The sequence below is a fragment of the Novosphingobium sp. AAP1 genome (genome assembly GCF_001295765.1).
GTDB lineage: Bacteria > Pseudomonadota > Alphaproteobacteria > Sphingomonadales > Sphingomonadaceae > Novosphingobium > Novosphingobium capsulatum.
This window is the reverse complement of sequence record NZ_LJHO01000003.1, coordinates 571,734-591,523: the sequence shown is the minus strand read 5'-3', so window position 1 is coordinate 591,523 and position 19,790 is coordinate 571,734. Positions and strand designations below refer to the sequence as shown.

The window sequence follows — 19,790 nt, the reverse complement described above, 5'->3', positions numbered from 1 at the left end:
CCAGCCTTTTTCGCATGGGGAGCTTCGACCATGACCAAGATTTCAATCGCCAGTCTCGCGCTGGCCGGCGCGATGGCGCTGACCACAGTGGCCCCCCTGCAGGCCGCGCCTGCCGCATCGTGTGACCGGGCCTGCCTGACCGCGATGATGGAAAGCTATATAGACGCCATTCCCACGCACGATCGCGCTGGCCAGCCCATCGCGGCCGGCGCCAGGGAAACCGTCAACGGCCGGGTATCGCCCGCCCAATCGGACTATTTCTGGAAGCTGGTGGACGGTATCACCTATCGCCAGATCCTGGCCGATCCTTCCACCGGGCAGGTCGCCATGCTGGGTGTTGCGACCGAGGCGGGCGGCCGCGGCGCCTATTGGCTGCGGTTGGCGGTGAAAAATCGCCAGATCACCGAGATCGAGCAGGTGATCGGCGACCGGCCTGCTGGCGGTGTGCCGGGCCTTGCCGCGCCCAACCCCTATTTCGAGCAGATTCTGCCGGAACAGAGCCGTTCCACCCGCGCGCAGCTGATCGCCATTGCCGACAGCTATTTCGAGGGTTTGCAGCGCCACGATGGGGCAGGGGTGCAGTCTGCCCTGGGGTGCCGGCGCTATGAAAACGGCAACCAGACCTCGCTCAACCCGCTGGGCAACACCTGGGCCTGCAACGTAATGAGCGACTACACCTACATGGACAAGATCAAGGAGCGCCGCTTCCCCATCGTCGATGTGGAACGCGGCATCGTGGTCGGCGCCATGGTGATCGAGGTGTCAAAGCCCAAGGCCAGCGCCGCGATCACCGGGGCCGTTCCCGGCGGCCCGCAGTCCGTTGTGCCGCTGTTCAGCCGCCCGCACGACACGCTGATCCAGGAGGTTTTCAAGATCGCCGACGGCAAGATCCAAGAGATCAACGTGATCCGCCAGGACATGCCCTATCAGTGGGGCAGCGGGTGGTGATGGCCCTTATCCGAAAGACGCCGGCATGAAGATCATGGTTGTGGGGGCAGGCGCCATGGGCACCCTGTTTGGCGGGCGCTTGGCCCGGGCCGGCCATCAGGTGGTGTTCGTCGATACAGACCCCGCGCGGGTCGCGGCCATTGCCGCCAATGGCGTCTGGGAAAACGACATCCCCGCCCGTTGCGCGGCGGCGTTGCCCGGCGTGGCGCAGGGTGAGACTGATCTGCTGATCCTGTTCACCAAGGCCCAGCATACCGCCGCTGCCATGGTACAGAACGCTGGCGCGTTGCGCCTCGATGGCATGGTGCTCACGCTGCAGAACGGCCTGGGCAACGGTGTCGCGATTGCAGGCGTTGTCGGCGCTGATCGAGTGCTGGTGGGTATTACCAATTGGCCTGCCGATTTGCTCGGCCATGGGCGCATCCACGTGGCGGGCGATGGCATGGTCAAGTTCTGGAGCCTGACAGGCGCGGATACCCCCGCCATTCACCAGGTTGCCGCCGCATTGGCCGAGGCGGACCTTGGCGCGAGCGCCGAGCCTTCGGTCAAGGTCGCGATTTGGGAAAAGGTGATTTTCAACGCCGCGCTCAATGGTATCTGCGCCCTGACGCGGATGACAGTGGGCGAGGTCGGTGACTTCGCGCCCGCTCGTGATCTCGCGTTGCAGGTGGTGGCGGAAGGAATCACCATCGCGCTGGCCAACGACGTGGCGGTCGACGGTGAGAGAGTGCGCCAAGCCGTTGCCTTTGCCATGACCCATCACCGCGCCCACAAGCCTTCCATGCTGCAGGATGTGGAGGCCGGCCGCCCCACCGAAGTCGATGCCATTCAGGGTGGTTTGCTGGCCGCAGCCCACCGTCACGGCGTGACGACGCACGCACTTGCCCATTGCACCGCGCTGTTGCGCAGCATCGACCACATCGTTCGGAGTTCGTGATGTACACCACCGCCACTGCCTTTCTGGAAGCCCTTGTCGAGCAAGGCATCACGCACGCGTTCGTCAATCTGGGTAGTGATCATCCGGGGCTGGTAGAGGCGATCGCCGAAGCGCGCGCAAACGGGCGGGCCGTTCCGACCATCGTGACCTGCCCGAACGAGATGGTGGCCTTGACCATTGCCCATGGCCATACCCAGATTAGTGGTCAGCCGCAGGCCGTCATCATCCACGTCGAATGCGGGACGCAGGCCCTGGCTGGCGCGGTGCACAATGCCGCCAAGGCGCGCATTCCGGTGCTGATCTTCGCCGGTTCTTCGCCCTTTACCCAGGACGGGGAAATGCTCGGCAGCCGCAACGAGTTCATCCAGTGGATTCAGGATGTCCACGACCAGCGCGGGCTGGTGCGCGGCTACATGCGCTATGACAACGAAATCCGCACCGGCGCAAACGTCAAGCAACTGGTTCATCGCGCGATGCAATTTGCCAGGTCTGACCCCAAGGGCCCCGTCTATCTGATGGCCCCACGCGAAGTGCTGGAGGCGCCGTGCGAGCCGGTAAGCGTGGACATGGCACGCTGGCAGCCGGTGACGCCCTGCGCGCTGGCAGCGCAGGATGCGCGCTTTCTGGCCGAGCGGCTGGTCAAGGCGAAGCGCCCGTTGATCGTCACGTCCTATCTCGGCCGTAATCCGGCAGCGGTTGACGTGTTGGCGGCGTTGTGTGCCCAGGTGGGTGCGGGCATGGTGGAATCGGTGCCCAGCTACGTCAACCTGCCGCACAACAACCCGTTCTATCTTGGCAACTACTGGAACAATCCCGAGCAGAACCCCGATCTTGCCGCTGCCGATCTGGTGCTGGTGGTAGACTGCGACGTGCCGTGGATTCCGATCAAGAACACCCCGTCCGAAGCGGCCGAAATCTATCACATCGACATCGACCCGCTGAAGGAGCAGATGCCGCTATGGTATATCGAGCCGCACCGCAGTTTCCGCGCTGATGCCGCGCAAGCCTTGCAGGCCATCGGCGATGCAGCAGCGGCACTGGACACGGATGCCGCTGCCTTGGCCGAAAAGACCGGGCACTATGCCGCGCGCAGTGCTGCGCGTCGCGCCCGCGTCGCGCAGGAAGTGTTCGCGGGCGAGGGGCTTACGATCGCCCGCCTGATGGCGGCCCTGCGCGAGCAGTTCGATGGCCAGACCATCGTGATGAACGAAGGCATCACCAATTATCAGCCGGTGTTCGATCATCTGGCCCCCGTGCGTGCTGGCAGCATGTTTGCCAGCGGCGGCGGATCGCTGGGCTGGAACGGCGGCGCGGCAATCGGGGCAAAGCTGGCCAATCCCGAAGCGACGGTGATCGCCGTGTCGGGTGATGGCTGTTATATGTTTACCGTGCCGTCCAGCGTGCACTGGATTGCGCGCCGCTATGCCACGCCTTTCCTGCAAGTGGTACTGAACAATGACGGCTGGAATGCGCCGCGCCATTCAGCGCTTGCGGTTCATCCCGATGGGCATGCCAGCAAGGCCGCCGACCTTGATTTGAGTTTTACGCCAGCGCCTGATTACGGCGCGATTGCAGCGGCATCGGGCGGTGCGGCCAGTTTCGTCGTGGACCGCGAGAGCGACCTTGCCACCGTGCTGGGCGACGCTTTCGCCGTGTTGAAGAACGAGCGCCGCGCGGTGGTCGTCGAGGCGAGGCTGGGCTGATGGCGTTGGGAGAGGCGCCTTCGTCCGTTGCGGGGGTAATTGATGACCGACCCTGGGGCTGGCGGCAAAAGCTGCTGCTGGCGCTGGTGTCGCTCACCATCCTGCTGGATGGGTTTGACAACCAATCCTTGGGCTTTGCCTTGCCCAGCCTGATGAGGGATTGGGGCCTGCCCAAGGCGGCGCTGGGCAGCGCGCTGGCGGCTGCGCAGGTTGGCATGTTGATCGGGGCGATCAGCGGCGGCGTTGTGGGCGACAGGTTCGGTCGCAAGGCTGCCCTGGTGGCCAGCACGACCTTGTTTGGTGCGGGCACCTTGCTGATCGGCTTTGTCCACACGCCGCTGCAACTGGCAGGCTTGCGATTTGCCGCCGGCCTCGGGCTGGGGGCGGCTTTCCCCACTGTTGCCGCGCTGGCCGCAGAATTTACGCCGGCGCGCCATCGCAGCCTGGCGGTCATCCTCTCGATCGTCTGCGTGCCGCTGGGCGGCGTGGTTGGCGGCATGGCGGCATCGGCGATCCTGCCCGTGATGGGCTGGCAGGCACTGTTTGTGCTGGCCGGCGCCTGCACCTTGGCGCTGGCACTTCTGCTAATGCTGGCGGTGCCGGAATCCGTGACGTTCCTGCTCTCGAACGGCGCGAGCCCCGCGGTTGTCTTGCGCAGCCTGCGCCGGATGGGCCTGGGCGATGCGGTTTTGCCCGAACGCGCCGCAGCCCGATCGCATGGTGCTGCCGCGCCGCTGTCGGCCGTCTGGGCCCCGGCGTTGCGCGCCGACAGCATGCTGTTGTGGGCGGCGTTCTTCTTTTCCCTCGTGTCCGTCTATGCCGCGTTCAACTGGCTGCCCACGCTGCTGGCAGAGAGCGGTCTGAGTGTGGCGCAGGCCGCTGAAGGTCTGGCGGCGTTCAACATGGGCGGGGTTGTCACAGCCCTGCTGGGGGGCGCGTTGATGGCCCGCTTCGGCTCGCGCTGGGTGATGGCGGCGATGGCGCTGGTGGCGGTTGGCGCGGCTGCGACCCTGGCCTTGCTGGCCAATGTACACCTGCCGCTTGCCGCGACATTCGCGCTCATCGCGATCGAGGGCGGCTGCGTGAACGGGGTCCAGACCAGCCTCTATGCCTTGGCGTCGAACATCTATCCGGCGCCAACCCGCGCGCGTGGCGTGGGCATGGCAACCGGGATTGGCCGGCTTGGCGCGATTTCCAGCGCGTTGCTGGGGGCAGTGGTGGTTGGCGCGCTCGGCATGGCCGGCTTTCACTGGGCGATCGCAGGGGTGATGGTGGTGGTGTTGGCAGCGATTGCCCTGATCGTGCGCCATGTGCCATCCCGGTGATTGCTCGGCATTTCCGCCAAGCTTGACTCCGCCGTGCCAGCCGTGCGACCGATCCGGACCGTTTGCCGGATTTGGGACCATTGATGCCGCGATGTAGTTGCTGTCATGTTGATTCGGCGCTCGTTGTGCGGGTCACGCCAGCGGTGGTCCATGGCCGGTAAGAAGCGGCGCGGTGAAGCGGCCGTAGCTACCGAAGACAGGCAATGGACGCGCGGGCTCGACGACGTCATCGCCTATCATCTGCGCCGCGCGCAGGAGGCATCGTTTGCCGCCTATTCCCGCAGCATTGGCGAAATCCGCATCTGGCCGGGCTGGTATGCCCTGCTGCGGATCATTTACGACAACCCCGGCATCAACCAGACCGAACTGAGCGCGGCCAGCGGGCGCGACAAATCCACCCTGACCGCGTCCTTGCGTGAACTCGGCAAGGCAGGGCTGGTCGAGCGCGAGCGCGACGAGATCGACCGCCGCAATTTCCGCCTCAAACTGAGCGCGGCTGGCGAGGCCCAACTCGCCGAGCTGGAACTCAAGGCAGCGGCCCACAACGCCAGGATCGACAGCATCATCGGGCCAGAGCATCGCGATCTGTTCCTGGCGCTTCTCAAGGAACTGTCAGCCCGGCTCTGACCAGATCGCGCTGCGTGGGTCGATCGGAGTTGCACGCTATGCACCACCGCATTGGGCCAAACGGCCCTGGCAATGCTTGCTCTCACTTGGCGGGGCAGTGCATGTTTCTGGTGTTTCATAGTAAGCGCCAACGGAGGGCGGCGTTGACGCGGCGTCGGGCTGCCGCGCAGCAGCGCTTGTACTTCATGCCCCAGCCGCGTTTCGACCTGTCTTGCCAGTCTGCATGGCGCGGAGAGCGGGTTTCTTGTCCTCGCGCATGAGCGCGAGCTTGCGCATTCCAACTAGGGCGCAGGGTATGAGGGCTGCGTGCTCATCGCGGATTGTGTTGGCGTCGTCGCGTTCATCGCACGGCTCGCCGATGTCCATGAAGCCGGTGAACAGGGCAACGAGCGTGGCGGTTCGTTCGTCCTCGGCGATCACCGACCAGTAATCCGGCGCCAGCTTCATGGCGCTCCAGAAGCCCCTGCCCCAGGTCCTGACCTTACGTGGTCTGGCTTCTGACCCGGCTCGCAGAAGGCGGGGGAGAAGCCTGGCCAGCCTTTGGCGAAGCTTGCCTCGGTAGCCTTGTGATGGGCCAGGACCGTAACAAGGCCCTGCTCGATCCGGGCAGGATCGACCGCAGACCGTTCTCGCCACAGACCCATATCCGCCTCTCTGGACAGCGATCGCGGCTTCGTCCGCGCCCGCGAAGCCGCGATCGCAAGAGTTCAAAATGACGCGATCGTCGGAGGAATATGTCCGGCTTCTGCGGATCGCCGAGGTGAAGCGATGCGTGAGCATCGGCAAGAAGCGGATATACCGGCTTATCAAGCGGGTGGATTTTCTTTTCACATTAGCACTTTTCAGCGCTTGCCGGTATTCCGCTCAGACACGCTCTAGCAGAACCGCCAGCCCCTGCCCCACGCCGATGCACAGGAACGCTAGGGCATAGCGGCCCTGCTTGCGGTGCAGTTCCTCCACTGCGGTCATCGCGATCCGTGCACCAGACATGCCCAGTGGGTGACCCAGCGCGATCGCCCCGCCGTTGGGATTGACGCGTGGATCGAGCGGATCGATGCCAAGATCGCGCAAGGTAGCGATCGCCTGGCTGGCAAAGGCTTCGTTCAGTTCGATCACGTCGAGTTGGTCGATCCGCAGCGCGTGGCGGGCCAGCACCTTGCGCGCCGCCTCGATCGGGCCGACGCCCATGATGCGCGGCGCGATGCCGGCGGCGGCCATGCCGATGACGCGGGCGCGCGGTGTCAGGCCATGCGCAACAGCCGCTGCCTCTGTCGCAACGAGCATGGCTGCGGCGCCATCGTTGAGGCCCGATGCATTGCCCGCCGTCACCGTCCCGCCAGGCTTCACAACGGGCTTGAGAGCGGCGAGCGCTTCCAGCGTCGTGGCGCGCGGATGCTCGTCTGCATCGAACAGGATCGGCTCGCCTTTGCGCTGCCGGATCGCCACGGGCACGATTTCGGCGGCAAAGCGCCCGCTGGCCGTGGCGCGATGTGCCTTTTCCTGGCTGGCCAGGGCAAAGCGGTCCTGGTCCTCGCGGCTGATCTGCCATTGCTCGGCGACGTTCTCGGCCGTCTGCGGCATGGTATCCACACCATAGGCCGCCTTCATCGCGGGGTTGATGAAGCGCCAGCCCAGCGTGGTGTCCTCGATCTTCTGGTCGCGCGCGAATGCGCTATGCGCCTTGCCCATGACGTAGGGCGAGCGCGTCATACTCTCGACGCCACCCGCGATGAGGAAATCCGCGTCCCCCGCACGGATCGCCTGGGCTGCCATGCCCAGCGCGTTGAGACCGGAACTGCACAGCCGGTTGACGGTAACCCCCGGCACCGTTTCGGGCATGCCCGCCAGCAGCACGGCCATGCGGGCCACGTTGCGATTGTCCTCGCCCGCCTGGTTGGCACAGCCAAGCAGCACATCGTCCAGTTCCGCCCAGTCTGCCCCCGGGTTGCGCGCCATCAGCGCCTTGAGCGGCACAGCCGCCAGATCGTCGGCGCGGATGGTGGCAAGCGATCCGTTGAGCTTGCCGATGGGGGTACGGATGGCGTCGCAGATGAAAGCATCGGGCATGCGGTATCAGCTTTCCAGAAAGGCGGCGATGGTCGCGGCCAGCGGCTCTGCCGCCTCTAGCGGGGCCAGGTGCGCCGCTGCCAGCGCAACATGGCGCGCGCCGGGAATGTGCGCAACCAGGTGTTCCCCATGGCCCTCGAACGGCGTCGAGGTGTCGCGCGTGCCGGTCACTACCAGCGTCGGACAGGCGATGGTGTGGAGCCGGTCGGCCAGGGCCATGTCACGAATGGCGCAGGCACAGCCGGCATAGCCTTGCGCGTCCATGGCAAGCAGTTGGCGCCGCACCGCTTGATAGATGGCCGGATCGGCAGCATCGGACAGGAAACGCCCCATCGCCAGATCGACGATTCCGGCCATGCCTTGCTCGCGCACGGTGGCAACGCGGCTGTCCCACGCGGCGCGGTCCATCGTTGCCGAAGTGCAGATCGGCAGCAAGGCCCTTACCCTGCCCGGCGCGCGCAGCACCAGTTCCATGGCGATCATCCCGCCGAGCGAAACACCCGCCACGGCAAAGCGCGCAAATCCAACGGCGTCGGCTGCGGCCAGCACATCGTCTGCCAATTGCGCCAGGCTGTAGTCCCCCGGATCGGCCAGCGAAGCGCCATGGCCGCGCGTATCGATCCGCAGCAGCGCGAAGCGATCGCGCAAATGCGGCAGGACGGCGTCCCACAGGTCCATGTCGGTGCCGATGCTGTTGAGCAGAACGAGCCCGGGCGCCTGATCGCGCCCGTCGTGCTTGATGTATAGCCGGGCGCCAGGGCGCGCTAGGAACGGCATGCCAATTCCTTTGATGCGGTCGGTGCGTGCTCTGACGCGGTCAGGGAAAGCGCCAAGGGCGCCGCCGTCTTGGCCAGCACCTCCTCCTCGGTTACACCCGCTGCGCATTCGATCAGGGTGAGCGCGCCCTTGCCGCGATCGACCGCAATAACAGCGAGATCGGTGATGATGAGGTCCACCACCGCCTTGCCGGTGAGCGGCAAAGTGCAGGCAGGCAGGATCTTGGGGCTGCCGTCCTTGGCAACATGATCCATGACCACGACCACACGCTTGACCCCCGCAACCAGGTCCATCGCGCCGCCCATGCCTTTCACCATCTTGCCCGGGATCGTCCAGTTGGCGAGATCGCCCTGGGCCGAGACCTCCATCGCGCCAAGCACGGCCATGTCGATGTGGCCGCCCCGGATCATGGCAAAGCTGTCTGCCGAAGAGAAGAAACTGCTGGTCGGGAGCGCGGTAACGGTCTGCTTGCCGGCATTGATCAGGTCAGGGTCTGCTTCCCCGTCATAGGGAAAAGGTCCGATGCCCAGCATGCCGTTTTCAGACTGCAGCGTTACGTTCACACCGGGCGGCACATGATTGGCCACCAGAGTGGGAATGCCGATGCCCAGGTTCACGTAATATCCGTCGCGCAGTTCGCGCGCGGCGCGGGCGGCCATCTCGTCGCGGGTCCAGGCCATCATGCACTCTCCCGCTGACGCGTGGTCAGCTTCTCGATGCGCTTCTCATTGATCGTGGCGAGGACGATCCTGTCGACGTAGATGCCCGGTGTGTGGATGCCATCGGGGTCGAACGTCCCTTCAGGCACGATTTCCTCCACTTCCACCACGGTCACTTTGCCGGCCGTAGCCATGTTGGGGTTAAAATTGCGCGCCGTCTTGCGATACATGAGATTGCCCGCGGGGTCCGCCCGCCAGGCTTTGATGATCGAGAGGTCCGCCCGCAGCCAGGTCTCTCGCACATATTCGGCGCCTTCAAACACGTCCACCGGCTTCCCCTCGGCCACGACAGTGCCGACCCCGGTTTTCGTGTAAAAGGCCGGAATGCCCGCGCCGCCGGCGCGGATCCGCTCGGCCAGCGTCCCTTGCGGGTTCAGTTCCAGTTCCAGTTCGCCAGACAGGTACTGGCTCTCGAACAACTTGTTTTCGCCGACATAGGACGAGATCATCTTCTTCACCTGCCGGCTTTCCAGCAGCATCCACAGGCCAAAGCCATCGGCACCGGCATTGTTGGAAATGATCGTCAGATCCTTGACCCCGCTTTGGCGGATTTCGGGGATCAGGCTTTCGGGGTTGCCCGAAAGCCCGAACCCGCCCGACATGATGGTCATCCCGTCAAACAGAAGGCCATCAAGCGCAGCGGCAGGATTGGCGTAGATCTTGTCCATGTCGTATCGAAACCTTTAGCCGAAGAATGCGCGTTATCCGCCCTGGCGGTGCGTTATGCCGCATCCACCGGTTCGGCAGCAGCACGGGCGCGGGCGGAAAAACCCTCGTCTTCGGCATCGCTGGCTCGCTGCAACTGGAAATCGAACGCGATATATGCCGCATCACCCTGGCGATTGGGCACAGGCAGCAGGCCTTCGCGCGTGCCAAAGGCAAAATCGTCGGCTGCAAAGGGGTCGTCGCCGAAATTGATCTGGGTGGTCAAGGTGCGATAGCCCGGTGCCTCGATGAAGAAGTGCACGTGCGCCGGGCGATTGCCATGCCGGCCCAAGGCCTGCATCAGTTGGTCCGTTGCGCCACCGGGCGGCACCGAATAGCCGCTCGGCTGCTTGGAATGAAACGCATAGCGCCCGTCCTTGCCCAGCTTGATGCGCCGGCGGTTGTTGAACGGGGTCTGTTCGCCAGTTGGATCGAAGTGCGAATACCACCCTTGGCTGTTTGCATGCCAGACATGCACGATCGCATTCTCCACCGGCTCGCCATCGGGGCCAGTCACCGCGCCGTTCATGTAGAGGGTGTGGGCGCCTTCGTCGGGATCGACCGTCAGCGCGGCATCGCCTTCCACCAGCGGCGCCCCCGCCACATAGAGCGGCCCCTCGATAGTGCGCGGTGTGCCGCCAACCCGCCCGGCTTGCGCGTCCTTGGCATCCAGGAACAGGTCGATGAAATGCTCAAGCCCGATGCCCGGAACGATCAGCCCGAGTTCGCCGGAACCTTCGGCAAGATACTTGACGGCCAGCCAGAATTCGCTCTCCGACACGTCATGCTTGACGATCACGGTCATGGCGCTTTCGATAAGGTCGCGCATGATAGCCTTGAGACGCGGGTTGCCACCGCTTTCCTCGATGCCCGCCGCGCGATCGAGCAGCTTCTGGACTTCTGGCGATTTGACGAAGCTGGTGTCCATGTTCACTCTCCTGGATGTCTTTTATGCCCGGTTTTCGTACGCTGCGCTCAGCGATCGTCGTCGTGGAGCGACGAGGGATGCCGGCACAGCGGGGTCACTTTGATGGTCATGAACGGAAACAGCGGCAGCGCCATCAGCGTGTCATGCAGCGCGGCATTGCTCTCCACATCGAAGATCGAGACGTTCGAATAAAGCCCCACCTTGCGCCAGATGTGGCGCCAGGTCCCTGCCGCCTGAAGCTGCTGGGAATAGGCCTTTTCCTCGGCCTTAATCCGCGCCGCCTCGTCAGCATCGAAGCCCAGCGGAATGTTGACGTCCATTTCCACCATGAACAGCATGGGTTTCAGGCTCCTGCACTGACGGGATGAAGACGCGGCCCGTCGCGGTCGCGCCGGAAGAAGGCGAGCTTGTCCTCGTCGAAAGCGATGCCAAGCCCTGGCCCGTCGGGCACGCCCAACGAGAAGTCGCGATAGTCGAGCGGCTCGCGCAGAATCTCTTCGGTCTGCAGCAGCGGGCCGAACAACTCGGTTCCCCAGGCCAGATGCGGGACGGTGGCAAAGACATGGGCCGAGGCGGCCGTACCGACACTGCCTTCGAGCATCGTCCCGCCATAGAGACCGATGCCTGCGGCCGCGGCGATTGCCGCAACTTCGGCCGCAGCAAACAGCCCCCCGGATTGGGCGATCTTGAGCGCAAACACATCGGCCGCGCCGGCCGAGGCGATGCGCAGTGCGCTGCGCGGCCCGTGCAAGGCCTCGTCGGCCATCAGCGGGATCGTCTGCTGCGCGGTCAGGCGGGCCATCGCCGCGATGTCATCGCCCGCGGTCGGTTGCTCGACCAGATCGCAGCCCACATCGTGCAGCATCGCCATGCCCAGGCTGGCCTGCGTTGCCGACCAGTTCTGGTTCACATCGACGCGAATGCTGGCGCGATCGCCCAGCGCCTTGCAGATCGTACCGACGTGGGCAACGTCGTCGCGCACCGCACGCTTGCCGATCTTGAGCTTGAAGATGCGGTGCCGGCGCCGATCGAGCATTTCCTCACCCTCGGCAATGTCGCGCCCGGTGTCGCCGCTGGCCAGGGTCCAGGCCACGGGCAGCCGATCGCGCCGCGCGCCCCCGGAAATCAGCGCCGAGACCGGCACGCCAAGGCGTTTGCCTGCGATGTCGAGCAAGGCGGATTCCACTGCGCATTTTGCAAAATGGTTGCCGCGCACACTGGCGGAAACCTTGGCCATGGTCGCGCCGACCTGCGCGATATCGCAGGTTTTCAGCACGGGCAGGATATAGGTGTCTATCGCCGACTTGATGCTTTCGGGGCTTTCCGGGCAATAGCTGAGACCACCGATCGTCGTGCCCTCACCCACGCCTTCGATGCCGTCGGCGTCGGTCAGGCGCACGATCACCATCGATTGTGCATGCATTGTCGCCATGGCCAGGACATGCGGGCGGATCGTCGGCACATCGACAATGAAGGTATCAGCCCGACTCAGCGTTGCCATTGCAGAAATTGCCCCAAACAGCAGAATTTCAATGATCGATAAGCCTTGCGCCGGAAGCAATCCAACATCTATTGGGTCTAATCTCTATACCTGATAGGTATGAACCATGCTGGACCTGCGCCTCTTGCGCTATTTCGTGATCGTTGCCGACGAAGGCAATTTCAGCCGCGCGGCCGAGCGGCTGCATATTGCCCAGCCGCCATTGTCGCGCGCGATCCAACAGCTCGAAGCCCATGTCGGCGCGCCCTTGCTGGATCGCACGATGCGGCCGCTGCGCCTTACCGAGGTTGGTCGCCTGCTCCATGCCCAGGCCGTGCAATTGCTGGCGCGGATGGAGGATGTCGACACGATGGTGAAGACCGCCGCCACCAGCCGCCGGCGGCGGTTCGTCATCGGGTTTGTCGCCTCCACGATCTATGCCCGGCTGCCCGAAATGATCCGCGAGTTCCGCAAGGTCGCGCCAGATGTCGAGATCGTGATGGTCGAAAGCACGACGCTCGAACAAATCGCACAGTTGAAGGACGGGCGCATCGACGTAGGCTTTGGTCGCATCCGCTTCGACGATCCGGCCGTACGCCGCATCGTTCTGCACAACGAGCGGTTGATCGCCGCCTTCCCGGTCGACCATCCCCTGGCGCGGGGTGAAGGGCCGATCTCGCTGCACGACCTGGCGAACGAGCCGCAGATTCTCTATCCGCGCTCTCCGCGCCCAAGCTATGCCGACCAAGTTCTATCGCTGTTCCGCGACCAGGCGATCGAACCACGCATCGTCCACGAGGCGCGCGAACTCCAGATCGCCATTGGCCTTGTCGCGGCGGAGGAAGGCATGGCCATCGTCCCTGAGTCGGTGCGCCGCGCGCGCAGCCACGATATTGCCTTTCGCGAACTGGCCGAGCCTGCGACATCGCCGATCATCATGAGCCACCGCGTGGGCGATCTTTCGCCCGATATTGCCAGCATGACCGAGGTTGTGCGCCGCAAATATCGCGATTGGGGCCATGATGCGCCTTTGTCAGGCCAACTGTGACGATGCCCTGCGTTGGCCCCGCAACCAATAGTTGACCTGCGAGCGCGTCATGCCAAGGCGCCGCGCCGTTTCGGTGACGTTGTTGTTGGTGGCCACGAGCGTTGCGCCGATCAGACGGTCTACCACCTCGTCGCGGGTCAGGCGCGCATCGAGCAGTAGGGCATCGATCCTATCGGACGTTTCGGGCAGGCCAGATGCCCCGCGGCGAATGCGATCCATCACATAGGCGGAAAATGGCTCACCGGCTCGCCCGTCGCCATCGCTGTGTCCGCCGTCGAACGATTGCGCCGTCATCGTCACGTGGTGGATGCCGATCAGCTCGTTATCGTCGGCCAGGATCACCGCCCGCTCGATCAGGTTTTCCATCTCGCGAATGTTGCCCGGCCAATCGTATTCCAGGAAATGGCGAATGATCGCATCGTCGAACGCCACCTGGGTGCGCCCGTGCTTGGCGCACATCTTGCGCAGGAAATAGTTGGCCAGCAGCGGGATATCGGCGCGGCGCCGGCGCAGCGGCTGGATCGTGATCGGAAAGGTGGAAATCCGGTGCAGCAGGTCTGACCGGAACGTGCCGTTTGCCACGTCCCGGTGCAGATCCGCATTGGTTGCAGCGACAAGCCGGGCGTTGGTGCGCAGCGGCCGACTTCCACCCACGCGATCGTATTCGCCTTCTTGCAGCACGCGCAGCAATTTGGCCTGAGCCGCGAACGACAAGGTGCCGATTTCGTCCAAAAACAGGGTACCGCCTTCGGCCCGCTCGAAGCGACCGGGGCGCGACGCCGTAGCGCCGGTGAACGCCCCCTTGTCCACGCCGAACAATTCCGCCTCGATCAGCGTTTCGGGAATGGCGGCGCAGTTGACCGACACCAGCGGACCATCGGCACGGTTGCTGCGCTTGTGCAACTCGCGCGCGAACACCTCCTTGCCCACGCCGCTTTCGCCGGTGAACAGAACCGGCGCATCGGTTCTCGCCACCTTGTTCACGAGGTGAAGCGCCAGGTTGAACGCCGAGGAGGCGCCGACGATGGAGCGTTGGCCGATGCGCAGGTCTTCATCGGGTAGCAGCTTTCCCGCCGCCACCCCGCCCTGTCGCTGTGCGTAGTTTTCCGCGCGGAACCAGCGCATTTCCTCGTCGGCGTTTTCCCACTGCTCGGCCGCCTTGCCGACGAGGAAGCAGCGATCGTGCCCCATGGCGACGCATTGCACTTCTCGAAAGATCATCGCCCGCCCGAAAAACGCCGAAGCATAGCCCGAAGCATAGCCCACCTGCTGCCAGCCACCGGGATAGGGCGTGATGCCCAGCTCCTGCCGGTGCGACAGGCATTCGGCAGAATTGTGCCAATGATATTCGCTGTAGAAATGGCCGGTCTTGCGATCCGCTTCGAACACCAGCGGCTCGACCTTGACCGATCCCTTGAGCGCATGAAGCTGCGGCCCGACAGCGAAGCCAGCGAAAATGTCATCTTCCTTGCGCAGGTCCAGTGCCAGTTGCGCATCGGCCGAACCGATGCCGTACCCGATCCGCGTCACCAGCCCGCGCGCTTTGTCATAACCCAAAGAGGACACCAGCTCGCGCCGCATGATCCCCAAGGCATTGTTGTCGGTCAGCACCATGCGCTGGCCGTTCAGCGTGATCTCGGCCCGATCGGGATCGTAGTGGAAGGACTTCCACAGATCGTCGAACGATGGCTCACCGGCCACGACCAGTTTCCGCGCCAGATCGCGCGCGGCATCGCGTTCTCCGGCCCAGGCCGGATGCGAAGGATGCTCGCTGGGCATCACTCTCCCCTGTGTTTGTTTTTATACAACTCCAGCATAGTGAATGGCCAATTTTGCGCAACAGCTCTCCTGCTACACGAACGATCTCGCGCATCATGCCAATTATTTCATGCCCTTATTTAAACTGGCACATTCCCTGCTTTTACACTCTGCGCAACGGCACTCCGAAACAACGGGGGCCATTACGGAGGGGTAGAAATGATCAAAGCAGCCTTGCTCACCGGGACCACCATGCTGTCTGCGGCGTTGGCAACTCCCGCCATGGGCCAAACCACAGCCGGCACCGAACCGGCTGCCACCGCGCAGAATGCTCCTGCCGCCGATACCGGCATCGCTGAAATCGTCGTCACCGCGCAGAAGCGTGCGCAGAACGTGCAGGACGTGCCCATCGCCATTTCAGCCTTTGCCGGCAATGCGCTGAAAGAGCGCGCCGTGGCTGATGTGTCGAGCCTTTCGAACATCTCGCCCAACGTGACGCTCGATGCTGGCTCGCCGTTCTCGGGTTCGTCCTCGGTCCTGTCAGCCTATGTCCGTGGCATCGGCCAAAGCGACTTTGCCGCCAACTTCGATCCAGGCGTCGGCGTCTATCTCGATGGCGTCTATCTTGCCCGCACCGTGGGCGCCAATCTCGATCTGCCCGATGTGCAGCGCATCGAAGTGCTCAAGGGGCCGCAGGGTACGCTGTTTGGCCGCAACACGATCGGCGGCGCGATCTCGATCGTCACGCGCGATCCGGGCAACACCACGTCGTTTCGCGGCGACATCACCACCGGCCGCTACAATCGGCTCGACATGAATGCGAGTGTCGACTTGCCCGTGTCCGACACGCTTGCTTTCGCGATAACCGGCGCCTCGCGCCACCGCGATGGCTATCTCAACCGCATTCCCTATCCTGGCGCGGCGACCTACGCCACCGATCCGGAATCCGCTTTCCGTGCCAACGGTACCGATCGCTCCGCCCAGGAAGGCGGGCAAAGCGAATGGTCGCTGCGCGGCAAGATGGTGTGGCGCCCGACAGACCGCCTGACCATCCGCGTCTCGGGCGATTACATGCGGCAGAACCAGCAAGGCACGGCCAACAAGCTGATCAAGACGACATCCAGCATGCCTTCGACGCTGGCCTTTCTCTACAACACCTGCATCAACACCCCGCAGGCGGGGCTGGCCGCAGCAGGGCTGAGCGCGCTGTGCGGTTCGCGCGGCACGCCGCTCAATCCGGGGCAGATGCTCGGCGGTATCGGCGGCGTGAATGTCGATGCCGATCCGAACAACAACCGCCTACCGTATGACGACCGCTTCGTTACCAACAGCATCGATACCAGCTATGCCACCGGCATCAACTTTTCCAAGATGAAGGCCTGGGGGCTTTCCGCCACCGTCGATTACGAACTGGCCGATGGCCTCTCGCTGAAATCGATCACGGGTTATCGTGATCTTGACTGGGCAACCGGCCTCGATGCCGATGGCTCGCCGCTCAACATCCTGGAATTCTCTTTCGGCCTCAAGAACTGGCAATTCAGCCAGGAGTTGCAGCTGGTTGGCCAGACCCTCGACAACAAGCTCAAGTTCGTTCTGGGAGGCTATTACTTCAAAGAACGCAGCCACATGAACGACTATGTGACGTTCGACCAAGGCCTGATCCAGATCGATGGCCCGAATTATCTCGACACAAAGAACTATGCTTTCTTCGGGCAGGTCGATTATGAAATCTCACCGCTTGTCTCGGTCACCGTTGGCGGACGCTATACCAACGAGAAGAAGATCTTCAACGGCGGCCAGAGCGACCTCAACGGGTTTTTCTACAAGGTCAGCGGCTGCACGACCTATGGCAATCCCTGTTCCTCGCTGCTCGGGTTCCCCGATTCCAACCAGCCGCTGCGCTTCTTTGTTTCGCAAGACCAGCATCAGAAATTCAACAACTTCTCGCCCAAGCTGGGCATCCAGTTGCACCCATCACGCGATGTGATGGTCTACGGTTCGTGGTCCAAGGGCTACAAGACCGGGGGTTGGACCACGCGACTTTCCGCGCCGCTCGACTATGCGCCCACGTTCAACCCGGAAAAGGCCGAGACGTTCGAGGCCGGGATCAAGTCCGAACTGCTCGATCGCCACTTGCAGATCAACGCTGCCGTGTTCACCACACGGTATTCCGATATCCAGCTCAATTTCCAGCTTGGCATTTCGCCCACCATCCAGAACGCCGGCGATGCCCGCATCAAGGGTTTCGAGGTCGAGGCCGTGCTCGCCCCGGTCGCGGGCCTCACTATCAACAGCTCGATCGGCTACACCCAGGCGAAGTATACCAGCGTGCTGCCGGGCGCCGTGGTGGCCCCCAACACGCTGCAGGCCGGCGTCTTTGTCGGCGCCCCGCTGCCCAAGGCCCCGAACTGGAAGTTCAACATCAGCCCGCGCTATGAATATCGCCTAGGCAACGGCGGCTCGGTTGTCGCGCTGCTCGACTATACCCGCACCAGCAGCCTGTGGAACGATACCGAGCGCACGCTCCTGCTCCAGCGCCCGGGCGTGGACTCGCTCAGCGCCAGCCTCACCTATCGGGCCCCGGACAAGCGCTGGAGCGCCACGGTGGGCGGCACCAACCTGACCAACGATCGCTACATCGTCAGCGGCAATCTCCAGGCCGCCGGCCTCATCTTCGGCACCTACAACCGTCCCACCGAGTGGTATGCCCGGCTGGGCGTGGAGTTCTGACCATGCCAACCAAGACTGAAACATTCCTGCAAAACTGCTGGTATTGCGCCGGCTGGGGCACCGATGTCGGGCTCGGCAGCCGCGATCTAGTCGTGCGCAAGATCGCGGGCCGCTCGATCCTGCTCTATCGCACGCCGCAAGGTGCGCTGGTGGCGATGGAGGATCGCTGTCCACACCGTTCCGCCCCCCTCTCGCTTGGCCGCAAGGAAGGCGATGCCGTGCGCTGCATGTACCACGGCATGCTGTTCGGCCCCGATGGCCGCTGCCGCCAGGTGCCCGGCATGGACAAGATCCCGCCTGGCGCTGATGTGCCGACGCTCGCGGCGGTGGAAAAGGACGGCTGGATTTGGGTCTGGCTGGGTGATCCCGCCAAGGCCGACCCCGCGCTGATCTGCGAGGCGGTGGGGCCGACCGATCCCGACTGGGTGCTCAAAACCAACGCGATCCGCATCGAGACCAATTACCGGCAGGAAATCGCCAACCTGGCCGATCTCAGCCACGTATCCTGGGTGCATGGCGAAACCTTTGGCGGGTCTGACGACTGGAGCCTGATCCGCCCCCGCCACAAGAACCTGCCGCGCGGGATCGAGACGCGCTACACCGTGCGCGGCGTACCGGCGCCCAACTTTGCCAAGCACCTGTTCGATCCGGCGGCACGGTTCGATATCGATGTGCATGTCACGCTTACCGTGCCGTGCAATTTCATCATGAGCTTCCGCATCAAGTCTGCCGGCGATGCCACGTCGGGAGAGAGCAACGGAGACTTGCTGCTCGATACGTTTACCAGCCAGGCGGTCACGCCGCGCGACGATGGATCGATCGACTATTACTTCTCGTGGGGCACCAGCAAGGCCACCTGGTTTCCCGGCATCGTCGAACTGATGCATGCCACCAACCTCGATGCCTTTCTCGAAGACAAGCGCATTCTGGAAGGTCAGCGCGAGCGGCAACTGCAATATCCCGACGCCCCGCAAATCGACATCGTCCACGATGCCGGCCCCGGCCGCATGCTGTGGGTGCTCGACAAGCTGCTGGAGCAGGAAGCATCGGACCACGTGGCGGAGACCGTTGCATGAACGGATGGATTTCCGTTCGGGTCGCCGAGCGGCGCGAGGAAGCCGAGGGGATTGTCGGCCTCGTCCTCGCGCCGCTGCCCGGCGCCAGCCTGCCGCCATACGAACCGGGCGCGCACATCGACCTGAAAATGCCCAATGGCATGATCCGCCAATATTCGCTGTGCGGCCAGGTGGGCGACACAACGGTCTATGAACTGGGCATCCTGCTCGAGACCGCCGGGCGTGGCGGATCGCGCCATGTGCACGAGCAGGTAAACGTGGGCGACATGCTGGACATCAGCGCGCCGCGCAATCTCTTTGCCCTGGTGCCAGGAGAGCCCGCGCTGCTGTTTGCCGGCGGCATCGGGATCACCCCGATCATCGCCATGGCCGATCATCTGGCGCGCAGCGGCACGCCCTATGCCCTGCATTATTGCGCCAGAACGCACGCGCGCATCGCGTTTCGCGAACGCATCGCGCACTCGCACGCGCCCCACCACGTGCATTACCATTTCGACGATGTGCCGCAGACGCGGCTGGACATGGCGCGCGTGCTGGCAGAGGCTGATCCGCAGGCCCACCTTTATGCCTGCGGCCCGGCCGGCTTCATGGATTTTGTGATCGGCGCGGCGCGGGCGGCCGGTTGGCCCGAAGCACGCCTGCACGTGGAGCATTTCTCCGCGCCGGAAGGGCAGGATCCGGGCGATGCCTTCGAGATAGAGATCGCCGGAACCGGGCAAATCGTGCCCGTTGCTTCTGGCCAAAGCGCGGCAACCGCGCTGGCCGAGGCAGGGATCGAAGTGCCGCTGTCCTGCGAACAGGGCATCTGCGGCACCTGCCTCACCACTGTGCTCGCTGGGGTACCTGACCATCGCGACATGTACCTGTCCGCGGCCGAACAGGCTGCCAACGACTGCTTCACGCCCTGCTGTTCGCGCGCGCGCACGCCGCGCCTTGTCATCGAAATCTAGATTGGAGAGGTC

General features: G+C 63.9%; 18 protein-coding genes. 9 read left to right on the top strand and 9 right to left on the bottom strand.

Features of this window, described 5'->3' with window-relative positions; all coding sequences use genetic code 11:
* Positions 1-30: 30 nt before the first annotated feature.
* The 5 genes from IP65_RS09720 to IP65_RS09700 all read left to right on the top strand — a co-directional run bounded on the left by IP65_RS09720 (position 31) and on the right by IP65_RS09700 (position 5,540).
* A complete protein-coding gene (locus tag IP65_RS09720) occupies positions 31-948 on the top strand; it encodes a hypothetical protein (protein ID WP_054131530.1) in 918 nt (305 codons plus the stop codon).
* Between the two features lie 25 nt (positions 949-973).
* Entirely contained in the window at positions 974-1,885 is a 912-nt protein-coding gene (locus IP65_RS09715) for a ketopantoate reductase family protein (RefSeq protein WP_054131529.1), read from the top strand.
* On the top strand, positions 1,885-3,588 hold the full coding sequence (locus IP65_RS09710) for a thiamine pyrophosphate-requiring protein (protein ID WP_054131528.1): 1,704 nt from the start codon (positions 1,885-1,887) through the stop codon (positions 3,586-3,588). The genes IP65_RS09715 and IP65_RS09710 overlap by 1 nt, the downstream gene beginning before the upstream one ends.
* Positions 3,588-4,913 (top strand): MFS transporter, encoded by a 1,326-nt coding sequence (locus IP65_RS09705; protein ID WP_022676229.1) that lies wholly within the window; start codon positions 3,588-3,590, stop codon positions 4,911-4,913. Before IP65_RS09710 ends, IP65_RS09705 begins: the two co-directional genes overlap by 1 nt.
* A 150-nt stretch (positions 4,914-5,063) precedes the next feature.
* Positions 5,064-5,540 (top strand): MarR family winged helix-turn-helix transcriptional regulator, encoded by a 477-nt coding sequence (locus IP65_RS09700; protein WP_022676230.1) that lies wholly within the window; start codon positions 5,064-5,066, stop codon positions 5,538-5,540.
* Between the two features lie 183 nt (positions 5,541-5,723).
* Here the strand turns inward: IP65_RS09700 and IP65_RS09695 are convergent, their stop codons facing one another.
* From IP65_RS09695 to IP65_RS09660, 8 genes are all read right to left on the bottom strand, one after another.
* A complete protein-coding gene (locus IP65_RS09695) occupies positions 5,724-5,987 on the bottom strand; it encodes a hypothetical protein (protein ID WP_022676231.1) in 264 nt (87 codons plus the stop codon).
* 417 nt (positions 5,988-6,404) lie between these two features.
* Positions 6,405-7,607, bottom strand: a complete 1,203-nt coding sequence (pcaF, locus tag IP65_RS09690; protein ID WP_054131527.1) for a 3-oxoadipyl-CoA thiolase — start codon at positions 7,605-7,607, stop codon at positions 6,405-6,407.
* 6 nt (positions 7,608-7,613) lie between these two features.
* Positions 7,614-8,384, bottom strand: coding sequence for an alpha/beta fold hydrolase (locus IP65_RS09685; protein WP_022676232.1), 771 nt, complete (start codon positions 8,382-8,384; stop codon positions 7,614-7,616).
* The gene (locus IP65_RS09680) at positions 8,372-9,064 is read right to left on the bottom strand and encodes a 3-oxoacid CoA-transferase subunit B (protein ID WP_051146326.1); all 693 of its coding nucleotides are present in this window, start codon (positions 9,062-9,064) and stop codon (positions 8,372-8,374) included. Before IP65_RS09680 ends, IP65_RS09685 begins: the two co-directional genes overlap by 13 nt.
* Complete coding sequence (locus IP65_RS09675; RefSeq protein WP_022676234.1) at positions 9,064-9,771, bottom strand: CoA transferase subunit A; 708 nt, start codon at positions 9,769-9,771, stop codon at positions 9,064-9,066. The genes IP65_RS09680 and IP65_RS09675 overlap by 1 nt, the downstream gene beginning before the upstream one ends.
* Before the next feature lie 53 nt (positions 9,772-9,824).
* A complete protein-coding gene (locus IP65_RS09670) occupies positions 9,825-10,736 on the bottom strand; it encodes a dioxygenase (RefSeq protein ID WP_022676235.1) in 912 nt (303 codons plus the stop codon).
* 47 nt (positions 10,737-10,783) lie between these two features.
* Positions 10,784-11,074, bottom strand: coding sequence for a muconolactone Delta-isomerase (catC, locus tag IP65_RS09665; RefSeq protein ID WP_022676236.1), 291 nt, complete (start codon positions 11,072-11,074; stop codon positions 10,784-10,786).
* 5 nt (positions 11,075-11,079) lie between these two features.
* Positions 11,080-12,237 (bottom strand): muconate/chloromuconate family cycloisomerase, encoded by a 1,158-nt coding sequence (locus IP65_RS09660; RefSeq protein ID WP_022676237.1) that lies wholly within the window; start codon positions 12,235-12,237, stop codon positions 11,080-11,082.
* Positions 12,238-12,346: 109 nt separating this feature from the next.
* On the opposite strand from IP65_RS09660, the gene IP65_RS09655 reads away from it, so the two are divergent.
* Positions 12,347-13,264: a LysR family transcriptional regulator gene (locus IP65_RS09655; protein WP_028657838.1), complete on the top strand. Its 918-nt coding sequence runs from the start codon at positions 12,347-12,349 to the stop codon at positions 13,262-13,264.
* On the opposite strand, the gene IP65_RS09650 is transcribed toward IP65_RS09655, so the two are convergent.
* Positions 13,250-15,043, bottom strand: a complete 1,794-nt coding sequence (locus IP65_RS09650) for a sigma-54-dependent Fis family transcriptional regulator (RefSeq protein ID WP_022676239.1) — start codon at positions 15,041-15,043, stop codon at positions 13,250-13,252. The two genes, IP65_RS09655 and IP65_RS09650, sit on opposite strands and share 15 nt — an antisense overlap.
* A gap of 198 nt (positions 15,044-15,241) precedes the next feature.
* Between IP65_RS09650 and IP65_RS09645 the strand changes: the two genes are divergently transcribed.
* From IP65_RS09645 to IP65_RS09635, 3 genes are read left to right on the top strand one after another with little or no spacing between them, the layout of a single operon-like run.
* Positions 15,242-17,752, top strand: coding sequence for a TonB-dependent receptor (locus IP65_RS09645; RefSeq protein WP_043609031.1), 2,511 nt, complete (start codon positions 15,242-15,244; stop codon positions 17,750-17,752).
* 2 nt (positions 17,753-17,754) lie between these two features.
* Positions 17,755-18,828: an aromatic ring-hydroxylating dioxygenase subunit alpha gene (locus IP65_RS09640; protein ID WP_022676241.1), complete on the top strand. Its 1,074-nt coding sequence runs from the start codon at positions 17,755-17,757 to the stop codon at positions 18,826-18,828.
* Complete coding sequence (locus IP65_RS09635) at positions 18,825-19,778, top strand: PDR/VanB family oxidoreductase (protein ID WP_022676242.1); 954 nt, start codon at positions 18,825-18,827, stop codon at positions 19,776-19,778. Before IP65_RS09640 ends, IP65_RS09635 begins: the two co-directional genes overlap by 4 nt.
* The last annotated feature ends 12 nt before the right edge of the window (positions 19,779-19,790 follow it).